At 64.8% G+C, this 19,069-nt stretch carries 23 protein-coding genes and 1 tRNA gene (1 of these 24 cut by a window edge); 13 read left to right on the forward strand and 11 right to left on the reverse strand.

The features are described 5' to 3' along the window. Positions 1-3 precede the first annotated feature (3 nt). The 5 genes from soxA to QW868_RS18395 all read right to left on the reverse strand — a co-directional run bounded on the left by soxA (position 4) and on the right by QW868_RS18395 (position 2,843). The gene (gene soxA, locus QW868_RS18375; RefSeq protein WP_315755997.1) at positions 4-828 is read right to left on the reverse strand and encodes a sulfur oxidation c-type cytochrome SoxA; all 825 of its coding nucleotides are present in this window, start codon (positions 826-828) and stop codon (positions 4-6) included. Between the two features lie 33 nt (positions 829-861). Next, the gene (soxZ, locus tag QW868_RS18380; RefSeq protein WP_316231144.1) at positions 862-1,188 is read right to left on the reverse strand and encodes a thiosulfate oxidation carrier complex protein SoxZ; all 327 of its coding nucleotides are present in this window, start codon (positions 1,186-1,188) and stop codon (positions 862-864) included. Positions 1,189-1,206: 18 nt separating this feature from the next. Then, positions 1,207-1,659 (reverse strand): thiosulfate oxidation carrier protein SoxY, encoded by a 453-nt coding sequence (soxY, locus tag QW868_RS18385; protein ID WP_315778326.1) that lies wholly within the window; start codon positions 1,657-1,659, stop codon positions 1,207-1,209. A 20-nt stretch (positions 1,660-1,679) separates the two neighbouring features. Continuing rightward, positions 1,680-2,123 (reverse strand): sulfur oxidation c-type cytochrome SoxX, encoded by a 444-nt coding sequence (soxX, locus tag QW868_RS18390; protein ID WP_315755995.1) that lies wholly within the window; start codon positions 2,121-2,123, stop codon positions 1,680-1,682. 129 nt (positions 2,124-2,252) lie between these two features. Next, on the reverse strand, positions 2,253-2,843 hold the full coding sequence (locus tag QW868_RS18395) for a thioredoxin family protein (protein ID WP_316231145.1): 591 nt from the start codon (positions 2,841-2,843) through the stop codon (positions 2,253-2,255). A 94-nt stretch (positions 2,844-2,937) separates the two neighbouring features. Between QW868_RS18395 and QW868_RS18400 the strand changes: the two genes are divergently transcribed. Continuing rightward, complete coding sequence (locus QW868_RS18400; protein WP_316231146.1) at positions 2,938-3,654, forward strand: hypothetical protein; 717 nt, start codon at positions 2,938-2,940, stop codon at positions 3,652-3,654. Here QW868_RS18400 and QW868_RS18405 read toward each other — a convergent pair whose 3' ends face one another. Next, positions 3,655-4,389, reverse strand: coding sequence for a cytochrome c biogenesis CcdA family protein (locus QW868_RS18405; protein WP_315736268.1), 735 nt, complete (start codon positions 4,387-4,389; stop codon positions 3,655-3,657). It lies immediately after the preceding gene. A gap of 121 nt (positions 4,390-4,510) precedes the next feature. Here QW868_RS18405 and QW868_RS18410 point away from each other — a divergent pair, with 121 nt between their 5' ends. From QW868_RS18410 to QW868_RS18420, 3 genes are all read left to right on the forward strand, one after another. Next, positions 4,511-4,900 carry a thioredoxin gene (locus QW868_RS18410; RefSeq protein WP_316231147.1) on the forward strand — a complete coding sequence of 130 codons (390 nt, stop codon included), beginning with the start codon at positions 4,511-4,513 and terminating at the stop codon, positions 4,898-4,900. A 24-nt stretch (positions 4,901-4,924) separates the two neighbouring features. Further along, entirely contained in the window at positions 4,925-5,275 is a 351-nt protein-coding gene (locus QW868_RS18415; protein ID WP_315755991.1) for a metalloregulator ArsR/SmtB family transcription factor, read from the forward strand. Between the two features lie 120 nt (positions 5,276-5,395). Next, the gene (locus QW868_RS18420) at positions 5,396-6,481 is read left to right on the forward strand and encodes a YeeE/YedE family protein (RefSeq protein ID WP_315783122.1); all 1,086 of its coding nucleotides are present in this window, start codon (positions 5,396-5,398) and stop codon (positions 6,479-6,481) included. A 303-nt stretch (positions 6,482-6,784) separates the two neighbouring features. On the opposite strand, the gene QW868_RS18425 is transcribed toward QW868_RS18420, so the two are convergent. Continuing rightward, positions 6,785-6,861: transfer RNA gene (locus QW868_RS18425), tRNA-Met, on the reverse strand. Positions 6,862-7,352: 491 nt separating this feature from the next. Between QW868_RS18425 and QW868_RS18430 the strand changes: the two genes are divergently transcribed. Continuing rightward, a complete protein-coding gene (locus QW868_RS18430) occupies positions 7,353-8,786 on the forward strand; it encodes a coniferyl aldehyde dehydrogenase (RefSeq protein WP_316231148.1) in 1,434 nt (477 codons plus the stop codon). 156 nt (positions 8,787-8,942) lie between these two features. After that, the gene (locus QW868_RS18435; protein WP_316231149.1) at positions 8,943-10,544 is read left to right on the forward strand and encodes a GMC family oxidoreductase; all 1,602 of its coding nucleotides are present in this window, start codon (positions 8,943-8,945) and stop codon (positions 10,542-10,544) included. A gap of 45 nt (positions 10,545-10,589) precedes the next feature. Here QW868_RS18435 and QW868_RS18440 read toward each other — a convergent pair whose 3' ends face one another. Continuing rightward, on the reverse strand, positions 10,590-11,351 hold the full coding sequence (locus QW868_RS18440) for an SDR family oxidoreductase (protein ID WP_316231150.1): 762 nt from the start codon (positions 11,349-11,351) through the stop codon (positions 10,590-10,592). A 110-nt stretch (positions 11,352-11,461) separates the two neighbouring features. Here QW868_RS18440 and QW868_RS18445 point away from each other — a divergent pair, with 110 nt between their 5' ends. Next, complete coding sequence (locus tag QW868_RS18445) at positions 11,462-11,977, forward strand: CvpA family protein (RefSeq protein WP_316231151.1); 516 nt, start codon at positions 11,462-11,464, stop codon at positions 11,975-11,977. A 141-nt stretch (positions 11,978-12,118) separates the two neighbouring features. Then, positions 12,119-12,901, forward strand: coding sequence for an SDR family oxidoreductase (locus tag QW868_RS18450; protein ID WP_315753786.1), 783 nt, complete (start codon positions 12,119-12,121; stop codon positions 12,899-12,901). Between the two features lie 295 nt (positions 12,902-13,196). On the opposite strand, the gene QW868_RS18455 is transcribed toward QW868_RS18450, so the two are convergent. Continuing rightward, positions 13,197-13,652 carry a DUF3775 domain-containing protein gene (locus tag QW868_RS18455; RefSeq protein WP_315736261.1) on the reverse strand — a complete coding sequence of 152 codons (456 nt, stop codon included), beginning with the start codon at positions 13,650-13,652 and terminating at the stop codon, positions 13,197-13,199. A 116-nt stretch (positions 13,653-13,768) separates the two neighbouring features. Between QW868_RS18455 and QW868_RS18460 the strand changes: the two genes are divergently transcribed. The 4 genes from QW868_RS18460 to QW868_RS18475 all read left to right on the forward strand — a co-directional run bounded on the left by QW868_RS18460 (position 13,769) and on the right by QW868_RS18475 (position 17,181). Next, on the forward strand, positions 13,769-14,632 hold the full coding sequence (locus QW868_RS18460; RefSeq protein ID WP_316231152.1) for an MBL fold metallo-hydrolase: 864 nt from the start codon (positions 13,769-13,771) through the stop codon (positions 14,630-14,632). Between the two features lie 77 nt (positions 14,633-14,709). Continuing rightward, the gene (locus tag QW868_RS18465; protein WP_316231153.1) at positions 14,710-15,552 is read left to right on the forward strand and encodes a fumarylacetoacetate hydrolase family protein; all 843 of its coding nucleotides are present in this window, start codon (positions 14,710-14,712) and stop codon (positions 15,550-15,552) included. Between the two features lie 128 nt (positions 15,553-15,680). Beyond that, positions 15,681-16,295, forward strand: coding sequence for a glutathione S-transferase family protein (locus QW868_RS18470; protein WP_315736259.1), 615 nt, complete (start codon positions 15,681-15,683; stop codon positions 16,293-16,295). Between the two features lie 19 nt (positions 16,296-16,314). Next, on the forward strand, positions 16,315-17,181 hold the full coding sequence (locus QW868_RS18475) for an MBL fold metallo-hydrolase (RefSeq protein WP_316231154.1): 867 nt from the start codon (positions 16,315-16,317) through the stop codon (positions 17,179-17,181). 12 nt (positions 17,182-17,193) lie between these two features. On the opposite strand, the gene QW868_RS18480 is transcribed toward QW868_RS18475, so the two are convergent. Beyond that, complete coding sequence (locus tag QW868_RS18480) at positions 17,194-17,526, reverse strand: DHCW motif cupin fold protein (protein ID WP_316160771.1); 333 nt, start codon at positions 17,524-17,526, stop codon at positions 17,194-17,196. A gap of 103 nt (positions 17,527-17,629) precedes the next feature. Next, entirely contained in the window at positions 17,630-18,172 is a 543-nt protein-coding gene (locus tag QW868_RS18485) for a methylated-DNA--[protein]-cysteine S-methyltransferase (RefSeq protein WP_315755982.1), read from the reverse strand. Positions 18,173-18,380: 208 nt separating this feature from the next. Between QW868_RS18485 and QW868_RS18490 the strand changes: the two genes are divergently transcribed. Then, positions 18,381-19,069, forward strand: the 5' portion of a protein-coding gene (locus tag QW868_RS18490; protein ID WP_315736255.1) for a phytanoyl-CoA dioxygenase family protein. The gene runs 112 nt beyond the window's last position; 689 of the gene's 801 nt are visible here — the first part of the coding sequence; the start codon lies at positions 18,381-18,383; the stop codon falls past the right edge of the window.

Raw genomic sequence — 19,069 nt, forward strand, 5'->3', positions numbered from 1 at the left:
CGGCTAGTTGCGGACCGACGGTGTCTCGACGGGCAGCCCGATGCCGCGCCAGGCGACGTAGACTTCGAGGGCGAGGAACTCGTCCGACAGCGGCTTGTAGGGCACGCCGCGAACGTCGAACATGCAGCCCTCGAAGCGTTCGTGCAGCGGGATCAGGCGCTGATCGCGCAGCCGGTAGGTCGGAAAGCCGTTGGTCTGGCCTTGGCTCAGAAAATCGGCGCGCATGAACTTGCCGTTGTTCTTCTCGTGGCAGGACGCGCAGGCGAGATCGAGCTGCCCGACCCGCGTATAGTAGATCTCCTTGCCCTTCTCGAACCATGGCGACATCGGACCGTCGGTCTTCACCGCCACCGGCATACCGCGCGACTGGTAGCGGACGAACGCCGTCATGTCCGTCAGTTCCTTCGACTTGAAGGCCCAGGGCTGCGCCTTCATGTGCTCGGTGCGGCAGATGTTGATCTGCTGCTCGAGATTGACCGGCTTGTTGAGCTTATCGCTCCATTTGGGCATGGCGGCGCCGACGCCCTTCATGGTCTTTTCCGCCTCGCCATGGCAGCTCATGCACGACTTGCCTTCGCTGCCGTCGACCGTCTTCCAGACGTCGGCGGCCCGCTCCACCGCGAGGAAGCCGGGATTCTCCAGGTCGTCATCCTGGAGCGCGCGCGTTTCCTTGGTGCGGAACTGATAGCCCGAGATGATGGTCTTGAAGACGTGACCGGGAGGCGCCGGAATGCCCTTCCGTTCGGCCTCCTGGCCGAACGTCGCGGCTGCCGACAGGGCGAGCGCGGCCGAAGCCAGGACGGCGAGAGAACCGTAGCGAATGGACATCCGTCACTCCTCCTAGCGATCACACGCGGCCGATCAGGCCTTCAACGCGATCTTCTCTTCGGCCGTCACGACTGAGCCATCATCATCCGTCCAGGCGAACTTGAACGTGCCTTCCTCGTCGATCCTTGCGTCGAACTGGATGTACGGGTTGGCCGAGATCGCCGGCTCCAGCGCGCAGGAGAACACCGGCTTGCCGTTGAACTCGCAGGTGAACTTGTTGATGATCTTGCGTGGGATCGGCTTGCCCTGCGCATCCTTGCGCTGACCCGATTCCATCAGATGCGAGACCAGCGTCTTGATCTGGATGATCTCGCCCTTCCTGGCTTCCTTCGGAAGCTTGATGCGCGGCTTGTCTGCCATGTTCGTCTCTCCCCTGTCTCAGCCGCCGCAGCCGCCGATGGTGACCTTGACGGTCTTGCGCTCCGTGAAGAGCGAGCCGTCGCTCATCTTCGCGATTGCGATCACGTTCTGGGTCTGCGCCAGACGGATACGGATCGACGCCTCGGCCTTGCCGGACATCGGCGTGAACATCAGCGTGGCGACGCCGGCGTTCGGATTGCCGTCGGCCACGAACAGCACTTCCTTGACGTAGTTGTCTGGTGTCATCGGGCTTTCGACCGTGAGCGCGAGCGGCACGGTGTTGCCGTTCTCGGCGATCTCAGGCAGATCGAGCGTAATCTTGCCCTTGGCCGCTTCCTTGCCGCCGGTGAACTTCTTGATCATCTCGGCCGCGTCGTTGCTCGGCTCGGCGTTGGCGGCCATCGGCAGCACCGTCAGGGCGACGAAACCGCCGCCGAGAAGGAACGCCTGTCGTCTGTTGATTGCGCCCATGCATCATCCTCCAGAGGCGGTTATTTCAATGTTTCGAGAAAGGCGACGACGTCCTCGACCTGCGCGGCGGTGAGGACGGGTTTGCCGACGAACTCCGGCCTGACGCGATTGAGTCCGTCGTTCTTGTAGAAGGCGGGCATCACCGTATCGGTAAAGATACGCTTGGGATCGGCGACGATCAGGCGCAATTGCGCCGTGTTGTAGCGGGTCGCGACGCCGTCGAGCGACGGACCGAACTCGCCGTGAAACTCTTCGGACTTCAGCGACGACACCTGATGACAGGCGAGACAATTGCCCAGCGTCCGCGTCAAAAACACCTTCTTGCCGGCATCGGCATTGCCGGGCGCGCCCGTCAGCGATTTCGGAATGGCATAGTCGACGACATCGAGCCTGATCGGCTCGTCACCTCGCGCGGCTGCCGACAGCAACACGCAGAGCAAGGCGGCCGGAATCAAACGGCGCATGTTTCCACCCTGACCGACGAGGCGTCGCCTCGCCTTACGATGACACGACGGACTTACGATCCATCATATTCAAGAATTATGATTTGATAATGTGATTGGTGTCAAGCGTATTTCGATGCCGCAGTGCACTCAACCCTTGGTCGAAGCGAGATAGTCGCGAAATGTGCCGCGCTCATAGGCCCTCTCGCGCACGAAGCGGAACATTGCGAGGAAATGCGGCGGCTTGAGATAGCCCGGCGCGCGCGCCACCTCGCGCGCGAGCGGCTCCTTCGCAGAGACCCCCTCGGCCGATGGCGGAAAGAACTGGAACGTCGGCGTGAAGCGGATCGCGTAACGCTCGGCGAGCTCCTTCTCGGCAAGCTCCTTGCCATCGAAGTCGATCACCTTGCGCGCGCCGAGCAGGTTGAGCTGCAGCACTTCGAAATTGGCACGGATGTAGTCCGTGATCCCTTGATCGGCAAAGTTCACCAGATGAGTCTCGCGGCAATACGGGCAGCCGCGCAGCTCCCACATGATCGCAAGCCGCTTGCCTTCCGACGCCGCACTTTCGAGATCCTCGCGCAGGTCCAGGAAGCTGTTGAGAAACCAGGACTGGTGATAGAGCCCGTCGTCGCCGAGCGCCGCGTCGGCCTGCGCCGGCGCTGACGCCAGGCCGACGGCCGCCGCAGCAGAGAGCAGCGCAACCAGATCGCGCCGTGTCATCGTCCGGTTCGTCGTCATCAGCCTGCTCGCGCGCTTTGCCAAGTCCACTTTGCCAAGTCCACGGAATTTCGATACATGATATTCGAATAACAGAATGTGAAAAGGACATTCGATGCTGCGCCGCGTCATCATGCTGTCGCTCGTGCTGTCATGCCTCACGCATGGCGTCCGTGGGCACGCCGAAGAGAACGCGGACGTTGCTGCCTTCATGCGCTCGGCGATGGCCAGCCTGCGCACAGCCGCGAGCTATGGCCGCACCGGCAATGTGGGCCTGGCGCAGATCGAGCTCGACGACGCCCGGATCGCCTGGGCCAGGCTCAGCCGGCTCGCCGAGCGCTCCAATGCGCCCTATTCGGCCAAATCCTTTGCAGAGCTGATCGCCACCGGAAACGATCGCCTGAAGCAGGCGGACGAAGCGCTGACCGCAGGTGACGGCGCGCGCGCTGCGGCGGCCATTGCCGCATTGCGCCGGTCGCTTCACGCCCTGAGGCAGGACGCCGGCGTGGTCGAGCTCAGCGATTGCGTGTTCGAGCTGTCGCCCGTCATGGACGAGCTGCGCAACGCCGCGATACGGTTCGCAGCGGGCAAGGCCGAGCCCGACGAGGTCGTCCAGGCCGGCACAGCGCTGCGCGAGCGGCTGCAACGCTGCAACGGCCTCGCCGCGCCCGACGTGGCGCGCCAGGCCGAATTCCGCCGCCTGATCGACGGCGCCACGACGAGCGCCGGCGAAATCGGCCGCGCCGCGCGCGAGAGCGACGCCGGCCTGGTGCATCGCTATGAGATCGAACTGCAGTCCTTCGTCAATCTATTGGACTTCCGCTTCGGCTGATCAGCCGATGGTGGCGAGCGACGGAAAGCGCTCGAAGATCCATTCCGACATCCGCGGGATCACGCCGGCGAGAAAGGCCGCGCCGGTCAGGACGAGAAAGCCGCCCATCGTCTTCTCGACCAGGGGGAGATGCGGCTTGATGCTCTTGAGCATGGTCATGAACTGCCCCGTGAAGGCCGCGGCGATCAGGAACGGGATGCCGGTCCCGACCGAGTAGGCGGCGAGCAGCAGCGCGCCCTTGCCGACCGTCGCCTCCGCGCCGGCCATCATCAGCACGGCGGCAAGGACCGGCCCCGCACACGGCGTCCAGCCGAAGGCGAAGGCAAGTCCCATCACGAACGCACCGAGCAGACCGGCCGGCTTGCTTCCGACGTCGATCGTCGCGCTCCGGTACAGCAGCGGAATCCGGAGCACCCCGAGGAAATGCAGCCCCATCGTGATGATGACGAGGCCGGCGAGGATGCCGAGCTGGCTGAGATGGCCGGCGATGAATCGCCCGAACACCGAGGCGGTGGCGCCAAGACCGACGAACACCAGCGAAAAGCCGCCGACGAAGCACAGCGCCGTCAGCACCGTCCGCCGCCGCTGGGCCATGCTGGTTTCGCCGATCGCGTCGGCCGCCGAGACGCCGGCCATGTAGCACAGGAACGGCGGGACCAGCGGCAGAATGCACGGTGACAGAAACGACAACAGACCCGCGGCCAGCGCGGCCCCCAGCGTGACGTCGAGATCCATCTTTCCTCCCGGTCGGCCAGCGCTACGTGCCCGGCCTGCCGGGCAGGATTCGGAAATCGCGCACTAGTACATATTCGAATTTAATGATAGATTGGCCAACAAGTCCAGAGAGGATCTCGGCATGACCAGCAGAAGTGCATCGCGCGGATTCGCAACGCTCGCAGGAGCGGTGGTGACCGGCATTTGCCTCTCGTCGCCGGCGTTCGCCTCCGAGCTCGTGATGTTCGAACGTCCGGGCTGCGGCTGGTGCGCCCGCTTCAACGCAGAAATCGGTCCGATCTATGCCAAGACCGACGAAGGGCGCGCGCTGCCGCTGCGACGGGTCGACCTTGCCAAGCCGCTGCCGACGGATCTTTCCGGCATCGATCCGGGAGCGTTCACCCCGACCTTCGTGGTGGTCGAGCAGGGCCGCGAGATCGGACGCATCCGCGGTTATCCCGGCGGTGCGTTCTTCTTTGGGCTGCTCGGCCGCATAATGAATGCTACAAGCGGGGCTCCGGCCCGCTCCTGACGCCAACCGAGGGATTCAGAATTCATGCCGCTGCCGAAGTTGAAGGACATCGAAACCTCTGCCGAGCTCGAGCAGATGATCGAGAAGGCGCGGGAAGCCAGCGAGATGCTGAAGGCGCTGTCCCACGAGTCCCGGCTTTTGCTGCTCTGCATCCTCGCCGAAGGCGAAAAATCCGTCACCGAGCTCGAGCAGTTCCTGGGCGAGCGGCAGTCGACCGTCTCGCAGCAGCTCGCCCGTCTCAGGCTCGACCGGCTGGTCACGACGCGGCGCGACGGCAAGACGATCTACTACAGCCTTGCGAGCGAAGATGTCCGCAAGATCCTGACGGCGATCTACGACGTCTATTGCGAGCCGGTCCGCAAGCGCCGCCGCTGAGAGGTTGGCCTCGCGGTCTCGGGCTTCGCATCGGCGCGCCCTGTAGCGGCGCGAGAGGTCTGGCGTCCCCGCCGTTCCTGGCGCACAATGCCGGGTAACCAACGAGGATGTCGGAGAGGAATGCTCAGCCCATCAGCACTGACGTTCATGTGTGGGCTGCTCGCGGGCGCCGTTCTCGGCGTCGCCGGTCGCGCCGGCCGCTTCTGTACGCTCGCGATGCTGGAGGACGCGTTCTTCGGCGCCGATACCCGACGACTCAAATCCTTCGCGCTGGCGGCCGCGGTCGCGCTGGTCGCAACCCAGTTGCTCGCCAGCTTCGGCCTGATCGACCTGTCGCGCTCGATCTACTTGACGTCGTCCATTCCGCTCGGCGGCGCCATCCTCGGCGGCCTGTCGTTCGGCATCGGGATGGCCCTGGTCGGCACCTGCGGCTTCGGAACGCTGGTCCGTATCGGCGGCGGTGATCTGCGCGCCATCGTCGTGTTTCTGGTGCTGGGCGTGTCAGCCCTGGCCGCGATGCGCGGGCTCACGGGATTCCTGCGCATCTCGCTGATCGAGCCGCTCTCCATACGCCTGCCCGAAACGATGACCCAGGGCATGGATGTGCTGCTGTCGCCCGCACTTGGCTCATATGCGCGGCCGGCAACCGTTTCCGTCGCAGCGGTCGCGCTCGCGGCCTGGGCATTGGCCGACGGGCGCCTCGTGAGATCGCCGCGCCTGCTGCTCTCCGGCCTCGCCGTAGGCTGTGCGGTGGCGTTCGGCTGGTTCGCCACCAGCTGGCTCGGCAATGACGATTTCGATCCGGCGCGCGTGGCATCCCTGACCTTCGTTGCCCCGCTCGGCAATACCGTGCTCTACATCGCCACGCTTTCGGGCAGCCGGGCCGATTTTGCGATCGGCTCCGTCGCCGGCGTGATCCTGGGCTCGTTCGTCGCGGCAATGTTTTCGCGCGTCTTCCGCTGGGAAGCCTGCGATGACGCGCGCGAGCTGAAGCGTCACATGACCGGCGCGCTGCTGATGGGCACCGGCGGCATCATGTCGATGGGCTGCACGATCGGACAGGGCCTGTCGGCATTCTCGACGCTGGCGGTCTCGGCGCCGTTGACGATGCTGGCGATCACCTGCGGCGCACGGCTCGGCCTCGAATACACCATGACCGGAGAATGGCGCCCCGCCGTGCGCAATCTGTTGCGTCTGACATCGTGACGGTGGCTGCGCTGTCGCAATGCGCAAGCTTGCCCCCACGCCAGGGCAATGGCGTTGTACCGCAGGCAGACGGATTGTGGATTTCGCCGTTGCCTCAATACTTCAGTTCAACGCGAGCTTCGCAGATTGTCTGCCGGCTCACATGGTCGTGTGCCCGCCGTCCTGGTGATCATTCCCGGATCTTCCGATGCCACGCTTCATGGGGAGACGGTACTGTCCTCAGCTGCACAGCAGCTCACAGGGAGGAAGCAGCACAAACCAAAACTCCCGCAGCCTCATCGGCTACGGGAGTTTCGGTCTCAATGGTTGCGGGGATAGGATTTGAACCTATGACCTTCAGGTTATGAGCCTGACGAGCTACCGGGCTGCTCCACCCCGCGTTAACTTGTGCGTCACCTTCAGAGAAGCACGGGCAGTCCTGGCAGACGCCTGAGGCGCTGCCGATCCATCCCAAAGGCTTCCTGAGAAGGCTTGAGCCCGCCGGCCGGGTCGGCCATCGGGTGCGGGCGGTATGTACCAATGCGAGGCCGGTTTGGAAAGGGCTTTCCGCAAGTTTTTTTGCCGGATTGTGACACCGCCCGCTACGAGCCTCGTTGCTCGAATTACATCGATAATCCAATCTCTTATGAGATCGGCCTGTTTGCCCGCCAGCATGAGGCGCACGGCCCAGGCTGGGAACAACGACAAAGTTCCACGAAGGGCGGCGGCAGGGATCGACGAACCGCACACCCGCCAAACGGCTTGGCTCTACGCTATCGCCAGGCGGCGCAAAACCGATGCCGTACTTGCCAAGGGTTCCGCAACGCGGCAGCTTTAAGCCAACCAGAATGACGGCCCTGCACGCGGCCGCGGTACACGCGAGGAGACGTCCATGGACCAGTCCCTGAAGAGCCCAGCCCTCTCGGCGCTCGACGACGCGTTCCAGGCGCAGGTCGAGGCCTCCCGCAATGCGCCTCCACCCGCCCTCGCGGCGCGGCTGGACGGCCTGAAGCGGCTGCGAGCGATGCTGTCGGACAACGAGAAGCGCCTGGAGCAGGCGATCTCGGCCGATTTCGGCCACCGCTGCGCCGTCGAGACCACGATTGCCGAAACGCTGTTCCTGCAGGCCGAGATCAGGCACACGCTCAAGGTGCTGCCGCGCTGGATGGCGCCGCGGCGCATCGCCACCGCGCTGCAGTTCTGGCCGGCGCGTAACCGCCTGATTCCGCAGCCGCTCGGCGTGGTCGGCATCATCGCGCCGTGGAATTACCCGTTGCAGCTGACGCTGGCGCCGGCAATCGGCGCGCTCGCCGCCGGCAACCGGGTCATGATCAAGCCGAGCGAGCTGACGCCGCACTTCTCCGCGCTGCTCAAGGAGCTCATCGCGGCGAATTTCGACCCGACCCAGCTCATCGTCACCGGCATCGACGACGGCGTCGCGGAGACCTTTGCGGCGCTGCCCTTCGATCATCTCGTCTTCACCGGCTCGACCCGCGTCGGCCGCATCGTCGCTGAGGCCGCCGGACGCAACTTGACCCCGGTGACGCTCGAGCTCGGCGGCAAGTCACCGACCATCGTCGACGTCTCCGCCAACATCGACGAAGCCGCGGAGCGGATCGCCTATGCCAAGCTGCTCAACGCCGGCCAGACCTGCATCGCGCCGGACTACGTGTTCGTGCCCGAACAGCACGCGGACGCATTCGCGGGCAAGCTGCACCGGCAGATGCTGCAGATGTTCGGCACTAACCCGGCCAATGACGATTACACGTCGATCATCTCCGAGCGGCACTATGCCCGGCTGGAAGGATTGCTGCGCGACGCGATCGCGCGCGGCGCCAAGACACTGAGCACGACCAGTCCGGAAGATCCGGCCTGGAAGAAGCTGCGGAAATTTCCACCGACCGTCGTGGTCGGTGCAACCCCGGACATGGCGATCATGCAGGAGGAGATCTTCGGTCCCCTGCTGCCCATCATGACCTATCGCCAGTCCGACGAGGTGATCCGCCACATCAACGCCCACGACCGGCCGCTCGCGCTGTACTGGTTCGGCACTGACGCTGCGGCCCGTGATACGGTGCTTGCGCGCACCGTCTCCGGCGGCGTCACCATCAACGACTGCCTGCTGCATTTTGCGCAGATGAACCAGCCGATGGGCGGCGTCGGCGCCTCCGGCATCGGCCACTATCACGGCGAATGGGGCTTCAACAGCTTCAGCAAGCTGAAGCCGGTATTCTACCGCTCGCCCTTCAACCGCATGAAGGATCTCTATCCTCCCTACGGCGCCAGCATCGCACGAATCGAAAAGCTGCTGCGATTCCTGTCCTAGCCACACCAATCGTCATTCCGGGGCGCGCAAAGTGCGAACCCGGAACCCCGAGATGATGGGGTGCAAGCCTAATCCAATGGTTTCGCCAGCTGTGCGCGGCGCCGCCCTTGGGAATGACATTCAAACAACAAGCAAGACAACATCAGGGAGAGATGCGTGACGGACGAGGTCGATTTCATCGTCGTGGGCGGCGGCAGCGGCGGCGCAACGGTTGCTGGCCGCTTGTCGGAAGATCCGGCGACATCCGTGGCGCTGCTCGACGCCGGGGGACGCAACGACAACTGGATCGTGACCACGCCCTACATGCTGTTCCTGATGGTCGCGGGGCCCGTGAACAACTGGTCCTTCACCACGGTGCCGCAGAAGGGCCTGGACGGGCGCATCGGCTATCAGCCGCGCGGCCGCGGGCTCGGCGGCTCCTCGGCGATCAACGCCATGGTCTACATCCGCGGCCACCGCGCCGACTACGATCATTGGGCTGCACTCGGCAATGCCGGATGGTCGTATGACGACGTACTGCCCTACTTCAAGCGCTCCGAGAACAATGCCGAGTTCGACGGCGAGTATCATGGCCGATCGGGACCGCTGCCCGTCAACCGGCTGCGGACCGACAATCCTGTGCACGAGATTTTCCTCCAGGCCGCGCGCGAAGCGCAGTTTCCGATCCGCGACGACTTCAATGCCGAGACGCAGGAAGGGCTCGGGCTCTATCAAGTCACGCAAGCCAATGGCGAGCGCTGGAGCGCGGCACGGGCCTACATCCAGCCGCATCTCGACAACCGCAGCAACCTGCGAGTCGAGACCTCGGCGCATGCCTCGATGATCCTGTTCGAGGGCAAGCGCGCGGTCGGCGTGAAGTATCGCCAGGGCAAGGAGGTCAAGGAGATCCGCTGCCGGCGCGAAGTGATCCTCGCCTCCGGCGCGTTCCAGACCCCGCAATTGCTGATGCTTTCAGGCGTCGGCGACGCAACTGCACTGGCGCGGCTCGGCATCGCCAGCGTCCACCATCTGCCGGGTGTCGGACAGAACCTGCAGGACCATCCGGATTTCATCTTCGCCCACACCTCCGACAACCCCAACTTCTCTTCCCTGTCGCCGAAAGGCCTGCGTCGGCTGCTGGTGGGCATCGGCCAATATCGCCGCGAGCGCCGCGGCGTCCTGACCTCGAACTTCGCCGAATGCGGCGGCTTCCTGAAGACGCGGCCCGATCTCGACATCCCCGACATCCAGCTGCATTTCGGCATGGCCGTCACCGACGATCACGGCCGCAAGCGCCACGGCAACGGCTTCTCCTGCCATTTCTGTCTGCTCCGGCCGAAGAGCCGCGGCATGGTCGGCTTGAAGAATGCCGATCCGCTCGCCGCGCCGCTGATCGATCCCAACTTCCTGGGCGAGGCCGACGATCTCGAAACCATGGTGGCCGGCTACAAGACCACGCTGCGGCTGATGCAGACGCCGGCGATGCGCAGCCTCGGCAAGCGCGACCTGTTCACGTCGGATGTCAGGACCGACGACGACATTCGCGCCATCCTGCGCGCCCGCGTCGATACGGTCTACCATCCTGTCGGCACCTGCAAGATGGGCGTCGACGATCCACTCGCCGTCGTCGATCCCAAGTTGAAGGTGCACGGTCTCTCCGGCCTGCGCGTGGTCGATGCCTCGATCATGCCGACCCTGATCGGCGGCAACACCAATGCGCCAACCATCATGATCGGCGAGAAGGCCGCCGACATGATCAGGAGCGAGCTGAAAGGCTGAGTCCGCTTGCCATCGAGGCATATCAACCTGCGGATCAGCAGGGCCTCACGTCAGCAGGAAGCCGCCGTCCACCGTGACGACGCTGCCGGTCATGTAGCGCGAGGCGTTGGACGCCAGCAGCAGGATTGCGCCGTCGAGATCACTCTCATGGCCGACGCGCCGCTGCGGGATGCGCTTGATCAGCTTCTCGCCCGCAGGCGTCTCCCAGACGTCGTGATTGATGTCGGTGTCGATATAGCCGGGCGCCAGTGCGTTGACGCGGATGCCGCTCGCCGCAAACTCCAGCGCCAGCGCCTTGGTCGCCTGCACCACGCCGGCCTTGGAGATCGCATAAGGCGAGATGAACTTGACGACGCTGAAGCCGAGCACCGAGGCGATGTTGATGATGTTGCCGCCGGCCTTGCGCGCCGTCATGCGCCGCGCCGCTTCGGTTGCGGCGAAATAGGCGCCCTTCAGATTGGCGCCGATCACGGCGTCCCAATCCGCCTCGCTCTGCTCGACCGCGAGCTTCTCCACGGCGATGCCGGCGTTGTTGATCAGCACCGTGATGGGCCCGAGCGCGGCTTCGGCGACATCCATGCCCCTGGCGATCGACGTCGTGCTGGTCACGTCCATCTCGACCGCGGCGGCGCGACCACCCCTCGCCCTGATCTCCTCCTCCAGCGCCTTGAGCTTGCCGGTCTGGCGCGCCGCGAGCGCAACGGCGGCGCCATGCGCCGATAGAACCCGCGCGAACTGCCGGCCGAGTCCCTGGCTCGCGCCAGTGATCAGGATCACCTCGCGGCTGACATTGAACAGGTCGGACATGGTCCCTCCCACGGTTTCCTCATTTGTTGCAGCGCATTGATACAGACGATTTGAAACAGCGCAAACCGGAATCGTTTACCGGTCCGGCCTACAACCGCGGCGGAGCAACCATGAACGCTTTCGACCTCGCCGCTTGTGCAGCACTGATGGTTGCCGTCTACAGCGGCTTCTCGACCGGGCTGTTGCGCAGCGCCATCACGATTCTGGCCTACCTGCTCGCGATGCCGCTGGCGATGGGCGCTGTCGCGGCGATGAGCCCGCAACTGCGCGACATGCACGGGACTCCGCTGGCACAGAACTGGCTGCAGTTCTTCGCCGCTTTCGTCGTCATCGGCATGGCGCTGGGCAAGATCGGCCGCATCCTGCTCGACGAAGCGATCGGTTCCGAGGCCGGCTTCGGCGACCGGCTCGGCGGCGCTCTGCTGGGCGCGATCCGCACCGGCATGGTCGCGACCACGCTGGTGCTGGTGTTCGACAGGATCGTTCCCCCCGAGCGTCAGCCGCGCTTCCTCGAGGGATCACGCCTGCGGCCGATGCTCTCGCTCGCAGGCGCAAAAGGCTTCCGCTCGCTGCCTCCGGAGGTCGCAAGCCTGATCGACCGGCTGAAGCAGGAACGGCGCATCTGACGGACACGGCGGCGCCGCCTCTCCCGTCATAGCGAGCCATGCAATTCGGCACAGGCCGGCTGCTCTTATCAGCGGCAATGCGGTTGGCTAGAATGCGCGCATCTTCCTTCCAGCCTCACTGACATATCGGAGTGATCAATCGTGGATCTCGGGATCAAGGGCCGCCGCGCCATCGTCTGCGCCTCCAGCAAGGGTTTGGGCCGCGCCTGCGCCATCGCGCTCGCCAATGAGGGCGTGCATGTCACGATCACGGCGCGCGGCGCCGAGGTGCTGGCAAAGACCGCGGCCGAGATCCGCGCTGCCAATCCTGGCGTCACCGTGACGGAAGTGGCGGGCGACATCACCACGCCTGAGGGCCGCGCCGCCGTGCTGAAGGCCTGCCCGGATCCGGACATCCTGATCAACAATGCCGGCGGCCCGCCGCCCGGCGATTTTCGCAACTGGACCCGCGACGACTGGATCAAGGCGCTCGACGCCAACATGCTGACGCCGATCGAGCTGATCAAGGCGACCGTCGACGGCATGATGGCGCGCAAATTCGGCCGCATCGTCAACATCACCTCGGCCGCGGTGAAGGCGCCGATCGACATCCTCGGCCTCTCCAACGGCGCCCGCGCCGGCCTCACCGGCTTCGTCGCCGGCCTGTCGCGCAAGACCGTGATCAACAACGTCACCATCAACGCGCTGCTGCCGGGGCCGTTCGAGACCGACCGCCTGCTCTCGACGGCAAAGGGCGAAGCCGAGAAGCGCGGTGTCACGCCGGAGCAGATACTAGCCGACCGCGCCAAGACGAACCCTGCAGGTCGCTTCGGCGATCCCGAGGAATTCGGACTCGCCTGCGCCTTCCTGTGCGGCGCCAAGGCCGGCTACATCACCGGCCAGAACATCCTGCTCGACGGCGGCGCCTTCCCAGGCACGCTGTAAGACAGACTTCCTTGGGCGGTCTGGCGCGGAAACCTGCTACGCCAATCCCGGGCTTTCACCTCGCCCCGCTTGCGGGGAGAGGTCGGATTGCATGGCAAGATGCAATCCGGGTGAGGGGGGCTCTCCCGCGAACGCGGATGTCTGTGGAGAGTCCTCCTCACCCAACCCTCTCCCGCGCAAGCGGGGCGAGGGAGCGCAGTGCCGGCGCAATAGGAATTCGAATCCAACTAATAAAGCTGTGAGTTCTGTTTGCCATCCGCGCTATGAATACAGCGACTCTACCTTTCCGAACGACCTACCGCTTCGTGGTCTCGTCCTCGTCGCGCTGGCTCGGGCTCGACGAATCCGCCGTGGTGCGGCCTTCCGTCCAGTCGATGCCGAAGGCGTCGAGACCTTCCGCAAGCAGATCGCCCAGCATCGGCTCGCCCAGCAGATAGCGCGCGGTGTGGCGGTCGCGCTGGCCGGCGGCCTCGCGGCGCAGATCGTCCCACTCGTCGATATCGCCGTCGCCGCGGCCGAGCCGCATCAAGGCGACGAGATCGGTCTGCTCGTCCTCGGTCATCGCGTTGATGAAACCGGTGATCTCGCGCACCACAGGATCATCGCCGCTATCCTGGAGCACGTCGACCATGTCGTCATCGACGGCATTCGAGCCGGATTCCTCATCGGTCGCCTGCTCCTTGACGTCGAACTCGCGCGCCTTTTCGATCAGGAAGGCGACCTTCTCGGGCGATATCGTCAGCTCTGGCATGGCGTTCTCCTCATGGACGGAATGCAGCAACGCTTGTTCCGGGCAGTTGATCCATTGCGCCGGAATAAGCCACGCGGCATCGTGACCGGCATCAAGAATACGACGAGGAAGCGCGCATGTCTTGGACGATCGGCCGGGTCAGGATCACCAAATTCGTCGAGCTGGAGACTGTCGGCGGCACCCGCTTCATCCTGCCGCAGGCAACGCCCGAGGCGATCCGCGAGCTGTCCTGGCTCGCGCCCGATTTTGCGACCGATGAAGGCCGGCTGAAGATGTCGATCCACACCCTGGTGCTGGAAACACCGACGATGCGGATCGTGGTCGACACCGGGCTCGGCAACGACAAGCAGGGCCGCAGCGTGCCAATGTGGAACAACCGCGCGACACCGTTCCTGGAGACGATGAGCGCTGCTGGCCTCCCGCCTGAGAGCATCGACATGGTGATCTGCACCCACCTCCATGTCGACCATGTCGGATGGAATACGCGGCTGGTCGACGGCCGCTGGGTCCCGACCTTTGCCAATGCGCGCTACGTCTTCGGCCGCAGCGAATATGAGCATTGGCGCGATCACAGCGAGGCCGCCGACGAGACCGCGACCTTCGCCGATTCCGTGCAGCCGATCGTTGCGGCCGGACGTGCGGAGCTGGTCGGAAGCGAGGCTGTGATCACCGACGAGATCACACTGATCCCGACGCCGGGCCACAGCCCCGGTCATGTCAGCCTGCACATCCGCTCGGATGGCGCGCAGGCCCTGCTCACCGGGGACGTCGCCCATCATCCCTGCCAGATGGCGCATCTCGATTGGAGCTCGACGGTCGATTCCGATCCGGCGCAGGCGATCGCGACCCGGCGGGCGCTGTTCTCGCGTTTTGCCGACACTGAGACGCTGGTGATCGGCGGCCATTTCCATGCCGGCCATATCCGGCGGGACGGCGCCGCCTTCCGCTTCGAGGCATTACAGGGCAGCGGCGACGCATAGCCCGCCAGGTTGAATTTCCTCCCGCCATGCTCCATGACAGGGCTCTGGAATACCAGGGATTTGAGGGAGAGAAACCAATGAAGCTTGTTCGCTACGGCGAGAAGGGCGCGGAGAAGCCGGGCCTGATCGATGCATCCGGCCAGTTGCGCGACCTGTCGGCGCATGTGAAGGACCTCGACGGCGCCGCCTATGCGCCGGAGTCCCTGAAGAAGCTCGCCGCGCTCGATCCGGCCTCCCTGCCCGCCGTCGCCGGCAAGCCGCGGCTCGGCGCCCCCGTCGCCGGCATCTCGAAATTCGTGGCGATCGGCCTCAACTACTCCGACCATGCCAAGGAGACCGGCAACCCGATCCCGGCCGAGCCGATCTTCTTCCTCAAGGCCAACACCGCGCTGTGCGGTCCCTATGATCAGGTCGAGAAGCCGCGCGGCTCGACCAAGCTCGACTGGGAGGTCGAGATCGCCGCCATCATCGGCACCCGCGCCAAATACGTCTCCGAGGCGGAGGCGCTGAACCACATCGCCGGCTACACGATCTGCAACGACGTGTCCGAGCGCAACTTCCAGATCGAGCGGCTTGGCCAGTGGACCAAGGGCAAGTCGCACGACACGTTCGGCCCGGTCGGCCCGTGGCTCGTCACCAAGGACGAGATTCCAGACGTGCAGAACCTGTCGATGTGGCTCGACGTCAACGGCCAGCGCCGCCAGACCGGCACCACCGCGACGATGATCTTCTCGATGGCGAAGTGCATCTCCTACGTCTCGCAGTTCATGACGCTGCTGCCCGGCGACATCGTCACCACGGGCACGCCTCCGGGTGTCGGCATGGGCATGAAGCCGCCGACCTTCCTCAACGTCGGCGACGTCGTCACGCTCGGCATCGAGCGCCTCGGCGAGCAGCGCCAGGAGATCATCGAGGCGTAACACCATCCACCGTCATTGCGAGCGAAGCGAAGCAATCCAGAATGCCACGCGCGACTCTGGATTGCTTCGTCGCTTCGCTCCTCGCAATGACGGAGAACCATCTGTCGCGAGCCAACAGGAATACGTCGATGAAACTCACCTTCTCGCCCGCCTCGCCGTTCGCCCGCAAGGTGCGCATCGCCGCCATCGAACTCGGGCTGATCGACAAGATCGAATTCATGGCCGCAGCGGTGACGCCGGGCCAGGCCAATGAGGAGTATTCGAAGATCACGCCGCTGAAGAAGCTGCCGGTGCTGATCCTCGACAACGGCGACGTGATCCTGGATTCCTACGTGATCGTCGAATATCTCGACGAGCTCGCCGGCGGCAACAAGCTCATTCCGGCATCGGGTCCCTCGCGCTGGAAGGTGAAGAGCGAGCATTCGATGCTGCAGGGCATGCTCGATTCGATGCTGTTGTGCCGCTACGAGGCGATGGTGCGCCCGGAGGGCCTGCGCTGGCAGGCGTGGTCCGACGACCACTGGAACAGAGCCTGGATGGGCATGGCGCGCTTCAATGCGCAGCCCGACTTGATGACGCGCCCGTTCGACATCGTCTCGATCGGACTCGTCTGCGTGCTCGGCTATGCCGATTTCCGGTTTGCGGATTGCGGCTGGCGCAAGGCGTTTCCAACGCTCGACGCGTTCCACAACAAGATGCTGGAGCGGGAATCGGTGAAGGTCTCGGTGCCGCCGGCGGCTTGATCGCCGAACAGGAGCTGACGTGACGCTGACATTCTCGGTTGCAGACACGACCATTCATCGCATCATCGAGCAGGAAACCACGTTCCTGCCGGCGCGCGAGATGTTTCCGGAGCTGACGTCGGAGATGCTGGCAGCGGAACGCAGCGCGCTGCAGGCGGCCGGTGCCCTCGATGCGCAGGACACGCTGATCCTGTGCTTTCAGTCCTACGTGGTGAGGACGCCTCACCACACCATCCTGATCGACAGCTGCATCGGCAACGACAAGCCGCGCGCGCGGCCGGTCTGGAACATGAAGACCGACGACACCTACATGCGGGCGCTTGCGACTGCGGGCGTGTCGGTCGACGGCATCGACGTCGTGATGTGCACGCATCTGCACACCGATCATGTCGGCTGGAACACGCGGCTCGACAACGGCCGCTGGGTGCCGACCTTTCCGAATGCGCGCTACGTATTCGCGCAGCGTGAATATGATTACTGGGTGGCGCAGAACGCCAAGACCGAGGTGCCTCCATTCGCCGACAGCGTGCTGCCGGTGGTCGAGGCCAAGCGCGCCGACATCGTGAAGGATGGATTCGCGATCGGCGATCACGTCCGCCTGCTGCCGACGCCGGGGCACACGCCCGGCCATGTCGCGGTCGCCGTCGGCAAGGGCAAGGACGACGCGGTGTTCTCCGGCGACCTGATGCACTCGCCGCTGCAGCTTGGGCTTCCCGAGCTGTCACCGAAATTCGACGTCGATCCGGCGCAGGCCGCAGCGACGCGGCGCACCTTTCTCGATCGCTATTGCGACACGGCGACGCTGTGCTGCACGGCCCATTTTCCCTCGCCCTCGGTCGGGCGTATCAGGCGCAAGGGCAACGGCTTCGCCTGCGAGACCGTGTAACGCTCGCAGATCTCAGTCGACGATGAACAGCTTGGCGCCTTTCGGCGTAAAGGACCGATGGGCAGCGTCGCCGAAGTCGGAGACCTGGTAGCTCATGCCCGCCGACAGAGTGAACCTGCGACCATCCTTGAGCTCGCTCTCGAGTTCGCCTTCCGTCACCAGCAGGATGTGGCCGCGATCACACCAATGATCGGCGAGATAGCCCGGCGTGTACTCGACCTGCCGCACCCGGATGTCGCCGATCATCAGCGTCCGCCAATAGGCCGTGCCCTGCTCTCCCGGATGCTCGGTCACGGGAACGGCCGACCAGTCGATCACGGTGAAGGGAAGGGTCGGAATTTTCATCGGCGCGCTCTGCTCGGAGATGGGTTGGCGGGGTCGAGACCGCGCCACCGCATAGAGCGAACCGCGCCGGAGATCAAACCCGCCTTCCAGTAGCGTCCTGCCGTCAATCGAACAGGCTGGGCGTATGGTTCACCGCGGCGCCCTCGATCGCCAGCATCCTCAGCTTGGTGTCGACGCCACCATTGGCGGAGAAGCCGCCCGGCTTGTTGCCGGCCGCGAGCACGCGATGGCATGGCACCACGATGGGACACGGGTTGCGGCCCAGCGCCTGACCGACCTCGCGCGACAACTCGACGCCGCCGAGCTGTTTGGCGATGTCGCCATAGGTCAGGGTCCGGCCCGGCGGGATCCGGCGCGCGATGTCGTAGACGCCGCGCTGGAATGCGCTGACGCCGTCGAGATCGAGAGCCACGTCGGTGAGATCATCCGGCTCTCCGGCCAGTAGCGCCTTGACGCGGGTGATGACGCGCTGCACATGCGCCGGCGGCTCATCCTCGGCGATGCCCGGGTGGCGCTGCTGCATCCGGGTCCGGGTCTGCGCGACGCCGCCCATCGGCAGTTGCACCGCGTTGATTCCGCGCGGTCCCCAGGCGATCGCGCAAGTGCCGATCGCGGTCTCGAAAAGTGCGTAGAAGTGGTCAGACATGGCGGGCTCCATCGTCGATCTGCCCCGTATCATCTGCCAGTCAAAATAGGCTTGGAGAATGTTGCGATCCACCCGGATTCTGTCAATGTCGACAGCGGAAGCACCGTGACGCCCATCGGCAGGCGAGAGGATGGGAGCACGACGCAGAGGCAGCCCGGTGCAAAGAGCGGGAGCCCCGTCCGAGGAAGCCAAGGCGAGGGAGAAGGACATGAAGCTGACCCCGGAGCAGATTGCATTCTTCAACCGCGAGGGCTGGCTGTTCCTGCCCGAGCTGTTTAGCCCGGAGGAGACCGCGTTCCTCGCCCACGAGGCGGAGGCGATCTACGCCGCCAACAGGCCCGAGGTCTGGCGCGAAAGGAGCGGCGCGCCGCGCACGGCGTTTGCCGCCCATCTCTACAACGACGCCTTCCGCGTGCTCGCGGCGCATCCGCGCATGATCGAGCCGATCGAGCAGATCTTCGGCGAGAAGGTCTACATGCATCAGTTCAAGATCAACGCCAAATCGGCCTTCACCGGCGATGTCTGGCAATGGCACCAGGACTACGGCACCTGGAAGCGCGACGACGGCATGCCGGAACCGCGCGCGATGAACATCGCGATCTTCCTCGACGAGGTCATGCCGATCAACGGCCCCTTGATGCTGGTGCCACGCAGCCAGCATGCCGGCGACCTCGAGGCGTCGCACGATCTCGCGACCACGTCCTATCCATTGTGGACCTTGGACGAGGCGACGGTGACGCGGCTGGTCGCGGAAGGCGGCATCGTCGCGCCAACCGGAAAGCCGGGTGGCATGCTGATGTTCCACGGCAATCTTGTGCACGGCTCCGCCGGCAACATCACACCCTATCCGCGCAAGATCGTGTACCTCACGCTCAACGCCGTCTCGAACCATATCCG

Source organism: Bradyrhizobium sp. SZCCHNR1051 (genome assembly GCF_032489615.1).
Taxonomy (GTDB): domain Bacteria; phylum Pseudomonadota; class Alphaproteobacteria; order Rhizobiales; family Xanthobacteraceae; genus Bradyrhizobium.